Source organism: Echinicola salinicaeni (genome assembly GCF_014280965.1).
GTDB classification, from domain to species: domain Bacteria; phylum Bacteroidota; class Bacteroidia; order Cytophagales; family Cyclobacteriaceae; genus Echinicola; species Echinicola salinicaeni.
In genome coordinates this window covers 209214-225357 of record NZ_JACODZ010000005.1, presented here as the reverse complement: position 1 = coordinate 225357, position 16144 = coordinate 209214, and the positions used below count along the sequence as shown (strand labels likewise).

Annotated in this window: 13 protein-coding genes; 6 read left to right on the top strand and 7 right to left on the bottom strand. The window is 37.9% G+C overall.

Annotated elements, in window-relative coordinates:
• Window position 1 precedes the first annotated feature (1 nt).
• A complete protein-coding gene (locus tag H7U17_RS10970) occupies window positions 2-1210 on the bottom strand; it encodes an acyl-CoA dehydrogenase family protein (RefSeq protein WP_186756765.1) in 1209 nt (402 codons plus the stop codon).
• Window positions 1211-1340: 130 nt separating this feature from the next.
• On the opposite strand from H7U17_RS10970, the gene H7U17_RS10965 reads away from it, so the two are divergent.
• The 5 genes from H7U17_RS10965 to ppk1 all read left to right on the top strand — a co-directional run bounded on the left by H7U17_RS10965 (window position 1341) and on the right by ppk1 (window position 8653).
• Window positions 1341-2309 carry a tryptophan 2,3-dioxygenase family protein gene (locus H7U17_RS10965; protein WP_186756764.1) on the top strand — a complete coding sequence of 323 codons (969 nt, stop codon included), beginning with the start codon at window positions 1341-1343 and terminating at the stop codon, window positions 2307-2309.
• 64 nt (window positions 2310-2373) lie between these two features.
• Window positions 2374-3951 (top strand): NAD(P)/FAD-dependent oxidoreductase, encoded by a 1578-nt coding sequence (locus H7U17_RS10960; protein ID WP_186756763.1) that lies wholly within the window; start codon window positions 2374-2376, stop codon window positions 3949-3951.
• Complete coding sequence (locus H7U17_RS10955; RefSeq protein ID WP_186756762.1) at window positions 3944-4315, top strand: CoA-binding protein; 372 nt, start codon at window positions 3944-3946, stop codon at window positions 4313-4315. The genes H7U17_RS10960 and H7U17_RS10955 overlap by 8 nt, the downstream gene beginning before the upstream one ends.
• 137 nt (window positions 4316-4452) lie before the next feature.
• Window positions 4453-6411 carry a DNA topoisomerase (ATP-hydrolyzing) subunit B gene (gene gyrB / locus H7U17_RS10950; RefSeq protein WP_186756761.1) on the top strand — a complete coding sequence of 653 codons (1959 nt, stop codon included), beginning with the start codon at window positions 4453-4455 and terminating at the stop codon, window positions 6409-6411.
• A 118-nt stretch (window positions 6412-6529) separates the two neighbouring features.
• Window positions 6530-8653 (top strand): polyphosphate kinase 1, encoded by a 2124-nt coding sequence (gene ppk1, locus H7U17_RS10945; protein WP_186756993.1) that lies wholly within the window; start codon window positions 6530-6532, stop codon window positions 8651-8653.
• 58 nt (window positions 8654-8711) lie between these two features.
• Here ppk1 and H7U17_RS10940 read toward each other — a convergent pair whose 3' ends face one another.
• The 5 genes from H7U17_RS10940 to H7U17_RS10920 all read right to left on the bottom strand — a co-directional run bounded on the left by H7U17_RS10940 (window position 8712) and on the right by H7U17_RS10920 (window position 13134).
• Window positions 8712-9608, bottom strand: coding sequence for a Ppx/GppA phosphatase family protein (locus tag H7U17_RS10940; protein ID WP_186756760.1), 897 nt, complete (start codon window positions 9606-9608; stop codon window positions 8712-8714).
• Window positions 9609-9715: 107 nt separating this feature from the next.
• Entirely contained in the window at window positions 9716-9925 is a 210-nt protein-coding gene (locus H7U17_RS10935) for a hypothetical protein (RefSeq protein ID WP_186756759.1), read from the bottom strand.
• Window positions 9926-9998: 73 nt separating this feature from the next.
• Window positions 9999-11009, bottom strand: coding sequence for a TerC/Alx family metal homeostasis membrane protein (locus tag H7U17_RS10930; protein ID WP_186756758.1), 1011 nt, complete (start codon window positions 11007-11009; stop codon window positions 9999-10001).
• A 64-nt stretch (window positions 11010-11073) separates the two neighbouring features.
• A complete protein-coding gene (locus H7U17_RS10925; RefSeq protein WP_186756757.1) occupies window positions 11074-12855 on the bottom strand; it encodes an SLC13 family permease in 1782 nt (593 codons plus the stop codon).
• Window positions 12856-12858: 3 nt separating this feature from the next.
• On the bottom strand, window positions 12859-13134 hold the full coding sequence (locus H7U17_RS10920; protein ID WP_186756756.1) for a DUF202 domain-containing protein: 276 nt from the start codon (window positions 13132-13134) through the stop codon (window positions 12859-12861).
• A 60-nt stretch (window positions 13135-13194) separates the two neighbouring features.
• Between H7U17_RS10920 and H7U17_RS10915 the strand changes: the two genes are divergently transcribed.
• Window positions 13195-14094 (top strand): DUF3078 domain-containing protein, encoded by a 900-nt coding sequence (locus tag H7U17_RS10915; RefSeq protein WP_186756755.1) that lies wholly within the window; start codon window positions 13195-13197, stop codon window positions 14092-14094.
• 393 nt (window positions 14095-14487) lie between these two features.
• Here the strand turns inward: H7U17_RS10915 and H7U17_RS10910 are convergent, their stop codons facing one another.
• The gene (locus H7U17_RS10910; protein ID WP_230981371.1) at window positions 14488-16023 is read right to left on the bottom strand and encodes a DUF4301 family protein; all 1536 of its coding nucleotides are present in this window, start codon (window positions 16021-16023) and stop codon (window positions 14488-14490) included.
• Window positions 16024-16144: the final 121 nt, after the last annotated feature.

Sequence of the window (16144 nt, the reverse complement as noted above, 5' to 3'; positions counted from 1 at the left end):
CTCACTTGAATGCTTGAATGCCTGTAATTTCCTGCCCAAGGATAAGAAGATGAATGTCATGGGTCCCCTCATAGGTGATTACGGATTCAAGGTTCATCATATGTCTCATAATTGGGTATTCACCGGTGATTCCCATTCCGCCATGTATTTGCCTGGCCTCTCGAGCAATATCAAGCGCCATAGCTACATTGTTTCTTTTCGCCAAGGAAATTTGGGCTGTAGTAGCTTTGCCTTCATTTTTAAGTTTGCCTAGTCTCCATGCCAAAAGCTGTGCTTTGGTGATTTCAGTGAGCATTTCCGCCAATTTTTTTTGTACAAGTTGGAAAGACCCAATGGGTTTATCGAATTGGATTCTTTCACTGGCATATCTTCTTGCCGAATCGTAACAATCCATAGCCGCGCCAATTGCTCCCCAAGCTATTCCATACCGAGCAGCGTCCAGGCATTTTAAAGGAGCTCCCAATCCAGCTTTCCCGGGAAGTAGATTTGATTTTGGAACTTTTACATTGTCAAATACCAATTCACCTGTGCAGCTCGCTCGAAGTGACCACTTATTATGGGTTTCGGGAGTGCTGAATCCTTCCATTCCTCTTTCTACAATTAAGCCATGAATTCTGTCAGATTCATCCTTTGCCCAAACAATAGCAATATCTGCCTTTGGAGAATTAGAAATCCACATTTTGGCCCCATTCAATAAGAGGTAATCGCCCATATCCTCGAAGTGGGTTTTCATTCCTCCGGGGTTAGAGCCATGATCGGGTTCTGTCAGGCCAAAGCAGCCCAGTAATTCACCACTTGCTAACTTGGGAAGGAATTTTTGTTTTTGTTCTTCTGATCCAAATGCGTAAATAGGGTACATTACCAAAGAGCCTTGAACAGAAACAGTCGACCGCATTCCGGAATCTCCACGTTCAATTTCCTGCATGATCAGTCCATAGGAAATATCATCAAGTCCACCACCTCCATATTGCTCAGGGATCTGAGGGCCAAAAGCCCCAATTGAACCGAACTTTTTGATAATACTTTCAGGAAAATGGGCCTTTTGAGCCCAATCTTCTATAAATGGCGAGATTTCTTTTTTGACAAAATTCCTGATTGATTGTCTGATGAGCAATTGCTCATCATTGAGTAATTCATCCAAAGCATAAAAGTCCACGCCTTCGAAAGGATCCTGTCTATGAGATGGGGTATTAGGGGATATTGACGACATATTCAGTTGCTTTATTGGGTTTTTAGACTGATTTTTGCACCTTCATTTATAATTATAGATTCTATAAAGTCTCCTATAATTAAGCAAGAAGTTTTATAAAAAACTAAATTACCTCCCTAAATATACAGCTATGAGCAAGGAGCAGCCATCCAAGGAGATCATTGATAAAATCCAGTTATTAAATGAAAAGTATAAATCATCTGGGCAGGATATGCTCTCTTATCTGGAGGGACTATTATATGCAGATTATTTGACTTATTGGGATTATATCAACTTGGATACCCTTTTGACCCTTCAGCAGCCTAAAACCTCTTTTAAAGATGAGAAGATATTTATCATTTATCATCAGATTACTGAGTTGTATTTCAATTTGATTATTTGGGAGTTGGAGCAGATTTCTGAACAAAAAAACATTAAAGCAAAATTTATTAAGGAGCGGCTCAATAGGGTGATCATGTATTTTGACCAGCTTATTTCTTCCTTTTCAGTAATGTGGAAAGGCATGGAAAGGGAGCAGTTTTTGAAATTTAGGATGTCGCTTTTGCCTTCCAGTGGATTCCAAAGTGCCCAGTACAGGATAATTGAAATCATGTCCACAGAGATTCAATACCTGGTGAATTTGGAGGATAGAGAAGATTATATGGATATTAACCTTACCAGTGTGGATAGCTTGTTTGATATACTTTATTGGCAATTTGGGGCAAAGGAACTGGCCACGGGAGAACAAACGTTAACTCTAAAGACCTTTGATGAGAAATACGGTAAGCAATTGAAGGAATTAATTATCAAATACAGAAAAATCAACCTTTGGAAAGTTTATCAGCATTGTCCAGATATAGATGAAGAATTGACCGAATTGATGAGGACTTATGACCTGAAGGCAAATGTTTTTTGGCCACTGGCCCATTATAAATCAGCTGTAAAGTACCTTCATAAAGCTCCTGCAGATATTGCTGCGACTGGAGGGACTAACTGGCAAAAGTATCTTCCCCCTAGGTTTCAGAAGGTGATATTTTACCCTGAGCTTTGGTCAGAAAGAGAAAAGGAAGAGTGGGGGAAAGGCTGGGTAATGAAGGAAGTATTTGGAGAAGAAGAGTAGGTTGGTATAAATGACCGATATGCTTAAGTAAAATTAGATATGATTTAAGGATAGATACCTTACTATGAAAAAAGAAATACAACTTAGGCTAAGTCCTCAAGTGGCTTTTGATTCAGAAAAATTTGAATTGGCAGTTAAAAAGTCTCTTGGACTTCAAGGAACGGATGACCGAATAGTTATACGCCAGGCCAAGCGATCCATTGATGCAAGGGGTAAGCAGGTAAAGATCAATGTAAGTTCCGAAGTGTTCATCAATGAGGATCCAAGCCCAAGGATTACAGCCGTTAAGGAATATATGAATGTTTCCAATTCAGATCCTGTAATCATTGTGGGAGCAGGTCCGGCAGGATTGTTTGCGGCACTGAGATGTATCGAGTTGGGTGCAAGGCCAATAGTAATAGAGCGGGGGAAGGATGTTAGGGCCAGAAGGAGAGATCTGGCAGCGATCAATAAGGACCATACAGTAAATCCAGAATCGAATTACTGTTTTGGAGAAGGCGGGGCAGGTACCTATTCAGACGGAAAGCTCTACACCCGATCCAAGAAAAGAGGAGATGTCAGGCGGGTGTTGGAGATTTTGGTTGCCCATGGGGCCAGGGAAGATATTTTGGTGGATGCCCATCCTCATATCGGTACCAATAAACTCCCCAAACTGGTAGCTGAATTAAGACAAAGCATTTTAGATGCAGGTGGAGAAATCTTGTTCAATACAAAAGTGACCGACTTTATCATTGAGAGCAAGGAAATGAAAGGTGTTGTCACGGAAGAGGGAGAAAAGATCCTCGGTCTGGGTGTTATCCTTGCAACTGGACATTCAGCGAGAGATATTTTTCATTTGCTTAAGGAAAGGGAAATTCTGATTGAAGCCAAACCTTTTGCCCTAGGGGTAAGGGTAGAGCATAGTCAGGAATTGATTGATAAAATCCAATACCATTGTTCTGGAGATAGAGGGGCTTATTTGCCTGCTTCTTCTTATGCCTTGGTACAACAGACGATGTATGAAGGAAAACAAAGAGGTGTCTTTTCCTTTTGCATGTGCCCTGGTGGATTCATCGTTCCTGCAGCCACAGCTCCAGGTGAGCTTGTAGTCAATGGGATGAGTCCGAGTAGAAGAGACAGTAAATTTGCCAATTCAGGGATTGTGGCAGCAGTAGAGTTGGAGGACATTCCCCAATATCAAAAATATGGAGAGCTGGCTGCCATGATGTTTCAAGCTGATGTAGAAAAGGCGGCATGGGAGTCAGGAGGAAAAAGCCAGGTTGCCCCTGCACAACGTTTGGTAGATTTTGTAAATGGTAGAACAAGCAAAGATTTATTGGGAACTTCCTATCAGCCCGGTCTAAATTCCGTTGATATGGGAAAAGAAGTGTTACCTGAATTTGTAGCAGATAGGCTTAGGAATGCATTTAGGGGATTTGGCAAGAAAATGAGAGGTTATCTTACCAATGATGCGCAAATCATTGGAGTTGAAAGCAGGACCTCTTCACCTGTGAGGGTGCCTAGAGAAAAGGAGAGCTTTGAACATCCTATTATCAAAGGTTTATATCCTTGTGGAGAAGGCGCTGGGTATGCTGGTGGCATTGTTTCTGCAGCGATGGATGGGGAGCGTTGTGCTGAAAAATTATTAGAGAAATATGGATAAAAAGAAAACAGTTATAATTGGAGCGACAGATAAACCCGGGAGGTATGCCTATTTGGCTGCAAACATGTTAAGGGAATATGGACAGCCTATTGTACCAATGAGTATTCACGGTGGAGAGGTGAGCGGTGAAAAAATCATTGATTTAAAAGGTAAACCTGCTATTGAAGGTGTAGATACAGTAACCATGTACATCAATCCATCCCATCAGGCAGAATGGGAAGATTATATTGTTTCCTTAAATCCAAAAAGGGTGATTTTTAATCCGGGTTCTGAAAATCAAGGTTTTAAAGGACGGTTAGTAGCAGAGGGAATTGAAACAATAGAAGGTTGTACTTTGGTGATGTTGAGGACAAATCAATACTAGGTTTTGGTATTGGGTTTGAGGTTGGATTTTTTGTGTTTATATAGCTGTTATGTGCTAAAAATGTTGTATTATTAAAGGTTGAAAGTGAAATTGAAAATGGAGGAATTTTTCCTCTTTATTCTTTTATAAATCCTATTATGAGTAAAGAAGAAGCGTCGAATTTAGGGGACTATTCCGCAGGGAATATTCAGATTCTAGAAGGTTTAGAAGCAGTAAGGAAAAGACCAGCCATGTATATTGGTGATGTGGGAGTCAAAGGGTTACATCACTTGATATGGGAAGTGGTGGATAACTCTATCGATGAAGCCTTAGCTGGTCATTGTGACACCATTCATGTGACAGTGATGGAAGATAATTCCGTCATGGTGCAGGATAATGGTCGAGGTATTCCTACTGATATGCACGAAAAGGAAAAGCGATCTGCACTGGAAGTGGTTATGACGGTGCTCCACGCTGGTGGTAAATTTGATAAGGATACCTACAAAGTTTCAGGAGGACTTCATGGGGTAGGGGTTTCTTGTGTGAATGCACTTTCTACCATGTTAAAGGCTACTGTTCACAGAAATGGGAAGATTTTTGAACAAGAATATTCCAGAGGTGTTCCCCAGGCTGATGTAAAAGAAATTGGTACTACCGAAAAAAGAGGTACTACCATCCATTTTAAGCCTGATGGTGAAATATTTTCCATTTTGGAATATAAGTATGATACCATTGCCACTCGTTTAAGAGAGATGGCTTTCCTTAATGCTGGTATTAGGATCCACCTTAAGGACATGAGGGAAATGGATGAGGAAGGAAACCATCGTTCTGATGAGTTTTATTCTGAAGGAGGTTTGGTAGAGTTCGTAGAGTACTTGGATGAAACCAAGGAAAAGGTAATTTCCGAGCCAATTTATATTGAATCAGAAAAGAATGGCGTGCCTGTTCAGGTGGCTATGAGTTATAATTCCTCTTTTACTGAGAATGTGGTTTCCTATGTGAATACCATTAATACTTATGAAGGAGGGACGCATGTTTCTGGATTTAGAAGGGCATTGACAAGAACCCTGAAAAGCTATGCAGATAAGTCTGGAATGCTTGACAAGGTAAAGATAGATGTGTCAGGTGATGACTTCAGAGAAGGCCTAACAGCTGTGATTTCTGTGAAAGTTGCTGAGCCGCAGTTTGAAGGTCAGACGAAGACAAAATTGGGCAACTCTGAGGTTGTCAGTGCTGTTGATAGTTCGGTATCTGAAGTATTGCAGTACTGGTTGGAAGAGCATCCAAAGGAAGCTAAGATAATCGTAGGAAAGGTAGTACTTGCTGCCCAAGCCAGACATGCTGCTAGAAAAGCACGTGAAATGGTGCAGCGTAAAAATGTACTTGGCGGCGGAGGACTGCCAGGTAAATTGGCTGACTGTGCTAATACCAATCCTGAAATTTGCGAATTGTACCTTGTCGAAGGGGACTCTGCAGGTGGTTCTGCAAAGCAGGGTAGAGATAGAGATTTCCAAGCCATTCTTCCGCTTAAAGGAAAAATCCTAAATGTGGAAAAGGCCCATGAGCATAAGATTTATGATAATGATGAGATCAAAAATATTCTTACTGCACTTGGGGTGAAATTTGGTACTGCGGAAGATGAGAAAGAGTTAGATTTAACCAATTTGAGATACCATAAGATCGTAATCATGACGGATGCCGATATTGATGGATCTCACATTCGTACTTTGATCTTAACCCTTTTCTTTAGATATATGAAAACTTTGATAGAAAATGGATATGTATACATTGCGCTACCTCCATTATATCTATTGAAAAAAGGCAAGGATGAGCGTTATTGTTGGACAGAGGAAGAAAGGGTAACACTTACTAAGGAAATGGCTGGCGACGGCAAGATAGATAATGTGGGGATTCAGCGATATAAAGGGCTTGGAGAAATGAATCCAGAACAGTTGTGGACTACAACCATGGATCCGAGTACCCGTACAATGAAACAGGTGACCATTGAGTCGGCAGCCGAAGCTGATCACTTGTTTAGTATGTTGATGGGAGATGAGGTGGCACCAAGGAGAGAGTTTATCGAGAGGAATGCCAAATATGCCAAAATCGATACCTGATAAAGCATAAATTTAGGAAGAAAAGGGGGGCGACTAGCCCCTTTTTTACTTATCTTGAATTATCGTCGATAACCATTATTTTTAAAATAATTTATATTCAGAAGTTTGTAATATGGAGATGGATGTCATTCAAAAAGATAAATTTATAAGTAAGATAGATAGCAGTGACCTGGTGAGCAGGGACTTGAGTTGGGTTAAATTCAATGATAGGGTTTTGGATCAATCTAAGAAGAAGTCCAGGACTATTTTTGAAAAGCTGAAGTTCATGGCGATTACTGCCTCTAATCTTGATGAATTTTTTATGATCCGGGTAGGGTCTTTGTATAATTACCTGGATTATGATAAAGAGCGAATAGACTATTCAGGTCTAAGGGAAGAGCCATTCAAAGAAAAACTGATGATGGACTCCCAGGCTTTTCATAGTCGTCAGCATGAGCATTTTATCCACGAAATACTTCCTAACACGGAAGCTTCTGGCTTTGTATTGAGCAATGTTAAAAATCTTAATGATGATGAGCAGGAGCTAATACGGGAGTATTTCTTTAAGGCTGTGTATCCAATGCTCACACCTATGGTTTTTGATGGCTATCATACCTTTCCTATATTGATGAACAAGCTGTTGATTTTTGGGGTGGTAACCATTAATCCAGGAGAGAAAAAAGATAATAGAAAACTATCATTTGTACAGATTCCCTCTAATATTCCAAGGTTTTTTGAAATTGAGCGAGGAGAAGGTGTGGTATATGTGCCTATTGAGGAGGTTATTCGGGAACATATCGTTTCACTTTTTAGGAATGTAGTGATTGAATCCATTAATCTTTTCAGAATTACCAGGAATGGGGATTTTACTTTGGAAGAAACTGAGGACATGGATTCCAATTTTCTTGAAGAAGTTAAGCGGAAACTTAATGAGAGGAAAACAGGGCGTGTTGTTCGGGTTGAAATAGAGGAGGGGCACAGCAAATGGATGATGAATTTGCTGAAAGATCGTTGGAAAATCCAGAATGACAGTATTTTCAAAGTCAAGAAGGAAAGTATGCTGGATTTTACAAGTTTCTGGCAGATTATTGGAAATAAGCGGTTTAAAGACAGAATGTGGCATCCACCAGCCCAAGTGGCACCATTAAGTTATCCATTGGCAGGTAGGTCTGATATTTTCCAGACCCTCAAGCAGAAAGATGTATTACTGCATCATCCTTACAATAATATCGAACCCATCTTCGATTTACTTTACCAGGCTGCTGAGGATCCGAATGTAATGGCCATTAAAATGACTATTTACAGGTTAGCGAAGCATTCAAGAATCACTTCGGCCCTGTTGAAAGCAGTTGAAAATGGGAAACATGTTTCCGTACTATTTGAGGTTAAGGCCCGTTTTGATGAAGAGAATAATATTCAAGAAGCCAAGAAACTTCAGAAGGCAGGTTGCTTTGTGATTTATGGTGTGAGTAATTTCAAAACGCACACTAAATTATTGTTGATAGTGAAGAAGGATGAAAATAAAGTAACCAGGTATGTGCATTTGGGCTCTGGAAATTATAATGAGGATACTTCCAAGTTATATACAGATCTAGGTTTGCTTACGACCAATGAAGTATTGGCCAATGATGTTTCTGAATTTTTTAATGTAATTACTGGACACTCTATGCCTAGTAGTTATAAAAACCTAATCACAGCTCCTCAAGGCATGAGAAGTCAGTTGATCAGTTTTATAGAAAATGAAGCTGAAAATGCCAAAAAAGGATTGCCATGTGGAATTTTTATCAAGGTAAATAGCTTGGAAGATAGCGAATCTATTCATGCGTTGTATAGGGCGTCCCAAAGTGGAGTGCCAGTGAAGTTGATCGTGAGGGGGATTTGTTGTCTGCGTCCAGGAAGAAAGGGACTGAGTGAGAATATTGAGGTTTATTCAATTGTAGGGGACTTTCTTGAACATTCGAGGATATATCATTTTCATAATAATGGTGATACCAGGACTTATGCGGGAAGTGCAGATATGATGGTGAGGAGTTTTGAAAAAAGACTGGAATCCTTGTTTAGGGTTCAGGATCCTTTTTTAGAGAAGCAGTTAATGAATATTATTGCCTATAACCTAAAGGACAATGTTAATGCCTATATCATGCAGGAAGATGGTAGTTATAAAGCCAAGACTCCTGGCGAAAATGAGGAGGCATTCAATATTCACGAAGAATTTTTCAAGCTGACTCCTGAGATCGTAGAGAATGTTCGTTTACTGCAGTAAAATATAGTTTGAAAAGTAATACAAAAGGCTGTCATTTTTAGATTGACAGCCTTTTCTTTTATAATGCTGAAATGGCCAATTTAGACTTGTTTTTCTCAAAGAGCACATTCATGACACCATCTTTCAAGCCAACATCAGGGACAATCATTTTGCTAGCTTCAGCTGCTTCCATTGCTTCAAGATAAATGCTTGATGCTGGTATAATTACATCAGCGCGATCTGGATTTAAATTCAAGTGGTTTACCCTTTCTTCATAGCTGAATCCCTCCAGATAGGCCTTTATTTCTTTTATTTTATTGATGTCAAGATACCTTTTGTTTTTCCTGGGATTGGACAGTTCAAAGATTTTGTTGATGTTTCCACCTGTACCTATACAGGTGATCTTATGTTTCTTATCTATGTTTTCTTCTATAAAACTTCGCATGGATTTCCAAACCTTGGGGGATTGGCCGCTGTCAAGCGTTCTTACGGAACCTATTTTGAAGGACTTACTAGCCACTTTTCGTTGGTTTTGGTATATATTGAGTTCTGTACTTCCACCTCCCACATCAATATGAAGATAGGATTTTTGGTCAATATAGTTCCATAGGGCGATGTTGATCAGGTCTGCTTCTTTATTTCCATCTATAATTTGGATTTTTAAACCCAAATCCTCCTTCACTTCTTCTGCTATATCTCGGCCGTTTTCTGATTCTCTCATGGCAGAAGTAGCACAAACCATATAATCGTCCACCTCATATAGATCGATGAGTAATTTGTAGGCTTTCATCAGTTTGATGAATTTTCTACGATTTTGGTCGCTTATTCTTTTGTCATGAAATACGTCTTTTCCTAATCTTAAAGGAAATCTAACATATTCTAATTTCTTGAAATTGATGTTGTTTTGGTAGTGGGTGATATGGGTGATCTGCAATCTGATGGCATTTGACCCAATGTCTACTGCTGCTAGCTTCAAGTTTGATCTGGTTTATTATGCTGTCTTTACACCTAAAACAAAATCTCCTTGGTAGGAGACTAATGGTTAAAAATAAAATAAAAAGAGGGGAAATCTTCCCCTCAAATTTATTTTTTCTTAGATAAGCCCAAAAAGATCAGGCCAGCAATAATTGAAGCCCCGCCTGCATAAGGTGGCCAGTTTACATTTTTTTCTTTTTCTGCGCTTAGCTCAATTGGCCCGGCATCAATAACGGTTTCTTCCGTGGTAAAAGAAAAACCAGTTACGAAAAACATAGCTATTCCAGCTATGATCAAAATAATTCCAATGGTTTTCATATGTTTTTATATTGATTTATATCAAACTGTTCAAAAAACCTACCAAAGATTATTTTTTTTTATAAAAGTTGATTTAAAATTTTTTGTTGTTTGTAATTGTTTCATATTGAGTTCTTTGTGATTTGTGTTTTTTTATTGATAGGATTAAACAAAAAGTTAGAATTGACCCCACAATACCTAATGATATGGATGAAGGTATATGGTAAAATGAAGAAATGATCATTTTTAGTCCAATAAAAGCAAGTATAAAAGCCAAGCCATATTTAAGGTATCCAAAGAGATCAAATGCAGAAGCCAACAAGAAATACAATGCTCTTAAGCCTAGAATAGCAAAAATATTAGAGGTGTAAAGAATTATAGGATCATTAGAAACAGCGAATATGGCGGGAATAGAGTCAACTGCGAAGAGTAAGTCAGTGATCTCAATCACTGCTAGTACCACTAATAGTTGGGTGGCTAATTTTCTCCCATTGATTCTGACGAAGAACTTGTCTCCATGAAATTTTGGATCTACGGGAAATAATTTATGGATTATTTTTGTCCCAATGGTATTGTTATAGTCTTCCTGATCACCTTCATCTTCAGGAAGTAGTGATTTCCAACCTGCATAAAGCAAGAAAAAACCGAAAAGCGTAAGAATAAAGTTAATTCTAATAGTATTTCCCCATATTTCAAAAGAAGGGAGATAGCTTAATTCAATAAGTGTAATTCCAAAGAAAATAAATATAGCCCTCATAACGATAGCTCCAATGATCCCATAGAAAAGGACTTTGTGCTGATATTTATCGGGAACTTTGAAGAATTTAAATACCATGATAAATACAAAAAGATTGTCCACGCTTAGCGCTTTTTCTATCAGGAAAGCTGTATAATATTGAGAAGCTTTTTCTACTCCCAAATTAAAAAACAGGTACAGCCCAAAAAGTAATCCAAGCCCTATCCATATAATTGACCAAAATAGGGCTTCTTTTATATTTATTTTTCGAGCTTTTCTATTGAAAAGAAACAAGTCGATGGCCAGCATGCTTATTATGATCAAGCCAAAACTAATAAGGGTAAAGCCTTCTTCCTTGAAATAATCCATTTTAATTTTTTTAGAACTGCAAAAGTAGAAAATACTCTTCTAGCTCAAAAACTTTAGTTATGGTTTAAAATGGGAAAAATATCGGGATACATATGGTGGCAATGATCCAATATATGATGTTTAAAGGAGTTCCCACTTTTAAGTAGTCCACAAATTTATAATTGCCCGGAGTATAGATCATGGTATTGGTTTGATATCCCATTGGAGTCATAAAGCTTAAAGATGCGCCAAAGGTTACTGCCATTAAAAACGGCCTGTCGCTTACTTCCAAAGCAGTAGATATGGATATGGCTATAGGTGCCAATAGCGCTGCGGTGGCATTATTGGACATGAAATTGGTGATCAAAAAAGTCAGTCCAAAGACTACACTTAAAATGCTTCTGGGGCCATAATTGCCCAATTGTTCTATAAGTAGATTAGCCAATAGTGTGGAGGCCCCCGTCTTTTCTAGAGCAGCTCCCATAGATAGAATTCCGGCTAGCATAAATAGTACTTTCCAGTCTATGGCCCTATATGCTTCGTCTGTTGTGATGGATTTCAGCATAACAAGTAATACCACACCAACAATAGCAGCAATGGTTATGGGAAGAATTTTTAAACCTGCCAAGGTGATTACGGAAATTACGATAAGAAGGGTTTGGACAATTTTTTTCCAGTTAATTCTAGGGGTAGTATCTTCAGAAATGATCAATAAGTTTTCTCCACCTTTTATTTGTCCTACGACTTCCTCATCACCCCGTACTAATAAGACATCACCAGCCGAAATTTTGGTATGCTTTAACTTTTTGTTGAGAATATCATTTCTGTGCCTGATGGCGAGTACTGTAAGTCCGGGAAAGGTAGCCCTAAAGTCTACAGATTTTACGGTATTATTGATGAGGTTTGAGTTTGGAGGGACAACCATTTCATATAATTTGTGCCCCTGAAACTTAAAATCTTCATCTTTGAGTTTAAGATCAATTTTTAATTCTATTCCCGGCACATTTCTGATTTGTGTTAATGTTTCCTTGTCACAAGTTATCCTAATGGTGTCGTTTAATCGGATAGAGGTGTATTTATAGGCATTGATCTTATCCCCATTGTCACGGATAATCTGTACAGCTTCTACATTATAGTCGTTGAAGAATTTGGCTGATCGAATGGATTTTCCAATATCCTCAAATTTGTGGGTGACAAATATCTCTGTGATATAATCTCCTAAGTCAAAAGTTTCGGATAATTCTCTGGCAGGTTGTCTGCTAGGAATTAACCATCTGCCTATGGTCATCATATAGGTGATTCCAACAAGTAAAAAAATGATTCCCATTCCGGTCATTTCGAATATTCCGAATGGTTTAACCCCATTGCTTTCAGCTATACCACTCACTAGAATATTGGTACTGGTACCCAAAAGCGTACAAACGCCCCCCATCAAGGCTCCAAAGGACAGTGGCATTAAAAGCTTGGAAGGAGGTATCTTGGTGTCTTTTGATATTTTCAGGACCGTTGGCATCATCAAAGCGACGATTGCTGTATCATTAATGAATGCAGACAGGGTGCCTGAAACTATCATAAGTGTCAGTAGGAACATGAATTCATTCTTTCTGCTCATTCGCAGGAAAAGTATGTTGATTGAATTGAGAGACCCTGTCTTAAAAACTGCGGCACTGATAACGAACATGGCTCCAACTGTAATGGTGGCGGGGTTGCTGAAGCCAGCAACGCCTTCTTCAAAATTCAATATCCCCGTAACCATAAAGCTGATCATAACCATGATGGATACGGTATCTATGGAGAACTTCTCCGTAAGAAAAAGCACCATGGCTAGGCCGATAATGATAAGTACTAATGAAATTTCAAACGTCATAGTTTACATTTTAGCATAATGGCCTTTTTGGATCTTTCTTCTAATGGAGAAGAAGTTGGTGAATCCCATTATCAAGAAGATTAAGCTGATACCGAATGATAAATATCCAAATTCTTTGATATTGGCCAAGCCTTCTACTTTTACCAATGCAGTACCACTGACCAAAAAATAGAGACTTGTTCTAATATACGAAAGAAGTGTTCTATCATTGGCCATTTTGGTCCTTTGTCTTGCCAAATAATCCCTAACAATTAATTCATTTTCAGATTCTTTTTCCATAGTTTTGCTAACTTCATGTAGTTCAATTTCATAATAAATCTAAAAAAAATGCTTTTTTCTATGAAGAATTTTTTTCTAACCTGCACTTTCCTCGGTATTTATCTTGTGAGTTTTGCTCAGACCGAAACCAAAGGTGAAGAGAAAGTGAAAAGTGACACCTCATATTGGGTGAAGGAATTTTCGGCTGGATTAAATTTTAATCAGGGTGCATTTAGCAGTAACTGGAAATCGGGAGGTGTAAATTCCATATCATTTGGGAGCATTTTAGCAGGAAAGGCCAATTATGCCAAAGAAAGATGGACCTGGGATAACCAAATGGAATTGCTTTATGGAATAGTTAAAAATGAAGGAGAGCAGTCAAAAAAATCCAATGATCGTATATTCCTTGATTCAAAGGTAGGATATAAGCTTTCTGAAAAATGGGGGAGTTATTTTTCTGCCAATTTCCTTTCCCAATTTACCAGAGGTTATGAGTTTGGCGATGATGATGTAAGGACGCTCATATCAGATTTTATGTCACCTGGTTATTTGACAACTTCCCTAGGTTTTGAATTTAAGCCAAATGATGAGTTCAATCTGCGTATTGGTCCGTTGTCTCCAAGATGGACTTTTGTGGCCAATTTAGATGTTTCGGATAATGTGGAAGATAATTATGGCGTTCCTATGGGAGAGAAGGTGAGAACTGAATGGTTGGCCCTGCAGTTATTTGCAGAATGGGATAAAGACATTGCCGAAAACTTTAATATTAAGTCTAGGTACCAGATGTATGCTAACTATGAAACCTTGGAATGGAAAACAATAGACCATCGACTTGATATAGCCTTGACAGCTAAGATTACCCAATTGATCAATGTGACTTTTACCAGTATTAATTTGTATGATATAGATCAAGATGCGGGAATTCAATATAGTCAAGGTTTAGCTTTAGGTATACTATATAAGGTGAGTAACAAAAAATAGATGATAACATACCTTTTTTATAAAATATTTTGAATACAGGTGAAAATTACTATTTTTGTTTAACTGTGGTAGTTAAATAATAGTTGGTTTAGTTTTCAAAATAAAGAGCAGAGAAGTTTTCTCTGCTTTTTTATTTGCTATATAATATTGTAAATATTTGATTTTCAAATCCTTATAAGGATTGGTGTCAGTCGGTATTGACCTGTTTTATATCAAAGATATTAGATGTTTAATTTGACAAAGATTGAGTGTGTTGACCATTTATCAAAAAACAGTATTAATTCTGAGAAAAATTATCAATTGAATCAAAGTGGGAATTGGTTGAATGAAAAAAATGAACGTTAAAAGCGCTTATGTTTAAAATAAGCGCTTTTAACTAGTGTGTAGCTTAAACTACTGATGTTGTTCTCTCAATAGATCATTTATGGTCTTGACGGGATTAAAGGTGGATAAAGGAACTTCCACAAATAACGTGTTCCAGTCTGCCATTGATCCATTCCATAGACCTGGTAGTTCCTGCGCTTTAAGCTCTTTCCCATTTTTTGATTTAGTAGTAATGAATCCTGTTTCAGGGTCACGATGCTTCATGAGATTGAATTTTTCACCTTTATAATTTCTTACTGCACAAACGAGATCAGTAGGGTTAAAGTGTGTTGAATGCTTTAATATGGAGGCTTGCTCTGGATTATTAAGGTCAAGTTGGGCTGTTTCTCCTATTTGGAGAGAAATGGCTCCGTCTTTATCTTTGACCCAGAAAGGTCCACCGCCAGGTTCCCCCGTATTTTCTACCATGCCACAAACCCTGATAGGTCTGTTCAGTTTTGATTTCACATAAGAAAATTTTATTTCATTTTCCCAGTTGTTAAATTCGGAAGGGAATTGCAATCCTAATTTGTTCTGCAGCAAGTCCACTGATGCACTTAAAGTATCAGTATTAGAATCATTATCCATTTTGATAAGTAAATCAAAAACTTCATTTTGGAGATCCAAAAGGATACTGGCCAATGCAATTTTGTAGGATTTAGTGGTCTCTTTCAGGTGATCTGGCACCACATTGTCTATGTTTTTGATAAATATAATATCTGCATCAATCTCATTTAAATTTTCCAATAAGGCACCGTGCCCTGCAGGTCTGAATAAAATTTCTCCATCTTCTTCTATAAAAGGGGTATTGTCAGGATTTACAGCAATGGTATCCGTCGATTTTTTCTGTTGGGAAAAACTTACTTCAAAATTTACATTAAATCGATCTCCTAGTGATTTTTTTAGAAAATTCACTTTGTCTTCGAATCTTTCCTGATGTTCTGGAGATACAGTGAAATGTAATCTTACGGTATTGTTTTTTCCCAACCCGTATTGTAAACCCTCTACAAAATGTTCATAAACAGGTGTTCTGCTACCATCTTCATATCTATGAAATTTCAGTAAACCCTTGGGTAAATTTCCATAGGATAGCCCTTTCTCATTCAATAAATAATCGATTATGGTAGAATAATTTTCCTGATCAATTAGCTGATTAATATCAAGGTCCGCCTCAGCAAGGACTTCTGAAAGGTCCTTATAAAATGCAAACGTTTTCAAATTTGAAATAAATTTTTCAACGAATGGATTGCTAGCTAATGATTGGTCATCAGCTTCTAGGTAAGCAAATAAATCCCTGAACATTCTCGTGGCGGCACCACTTGCAGGAACAAATTTTACCAATTCTTTTTCTGAAACCTTATCGTTGTAGGAGAGGAGGTAATCTTTAATTTCATCATCGTTTACGGTAATAATGCCATTGCCTATACTGGCAGCTTTTACTATTGGCAAATAGGGAAAGCCCTTTGTGAAATTTTGGATTTGCAATTCAACTGTTTCCAAATCCATTCCCTGTTGGATTATTTTCTCCTTAATCCCAGCTTCATTCATATCGGTTTCATTAAGCATAAAAACAATTTATGGGTGTGGTTAATATATAATTCTGCGGTTATAATATTTATTAAAAATAGTCGAATTTTGATGGATTTCAACAAATAAGGGCTTTAAAATATGTTTAAAGTTCTAAATT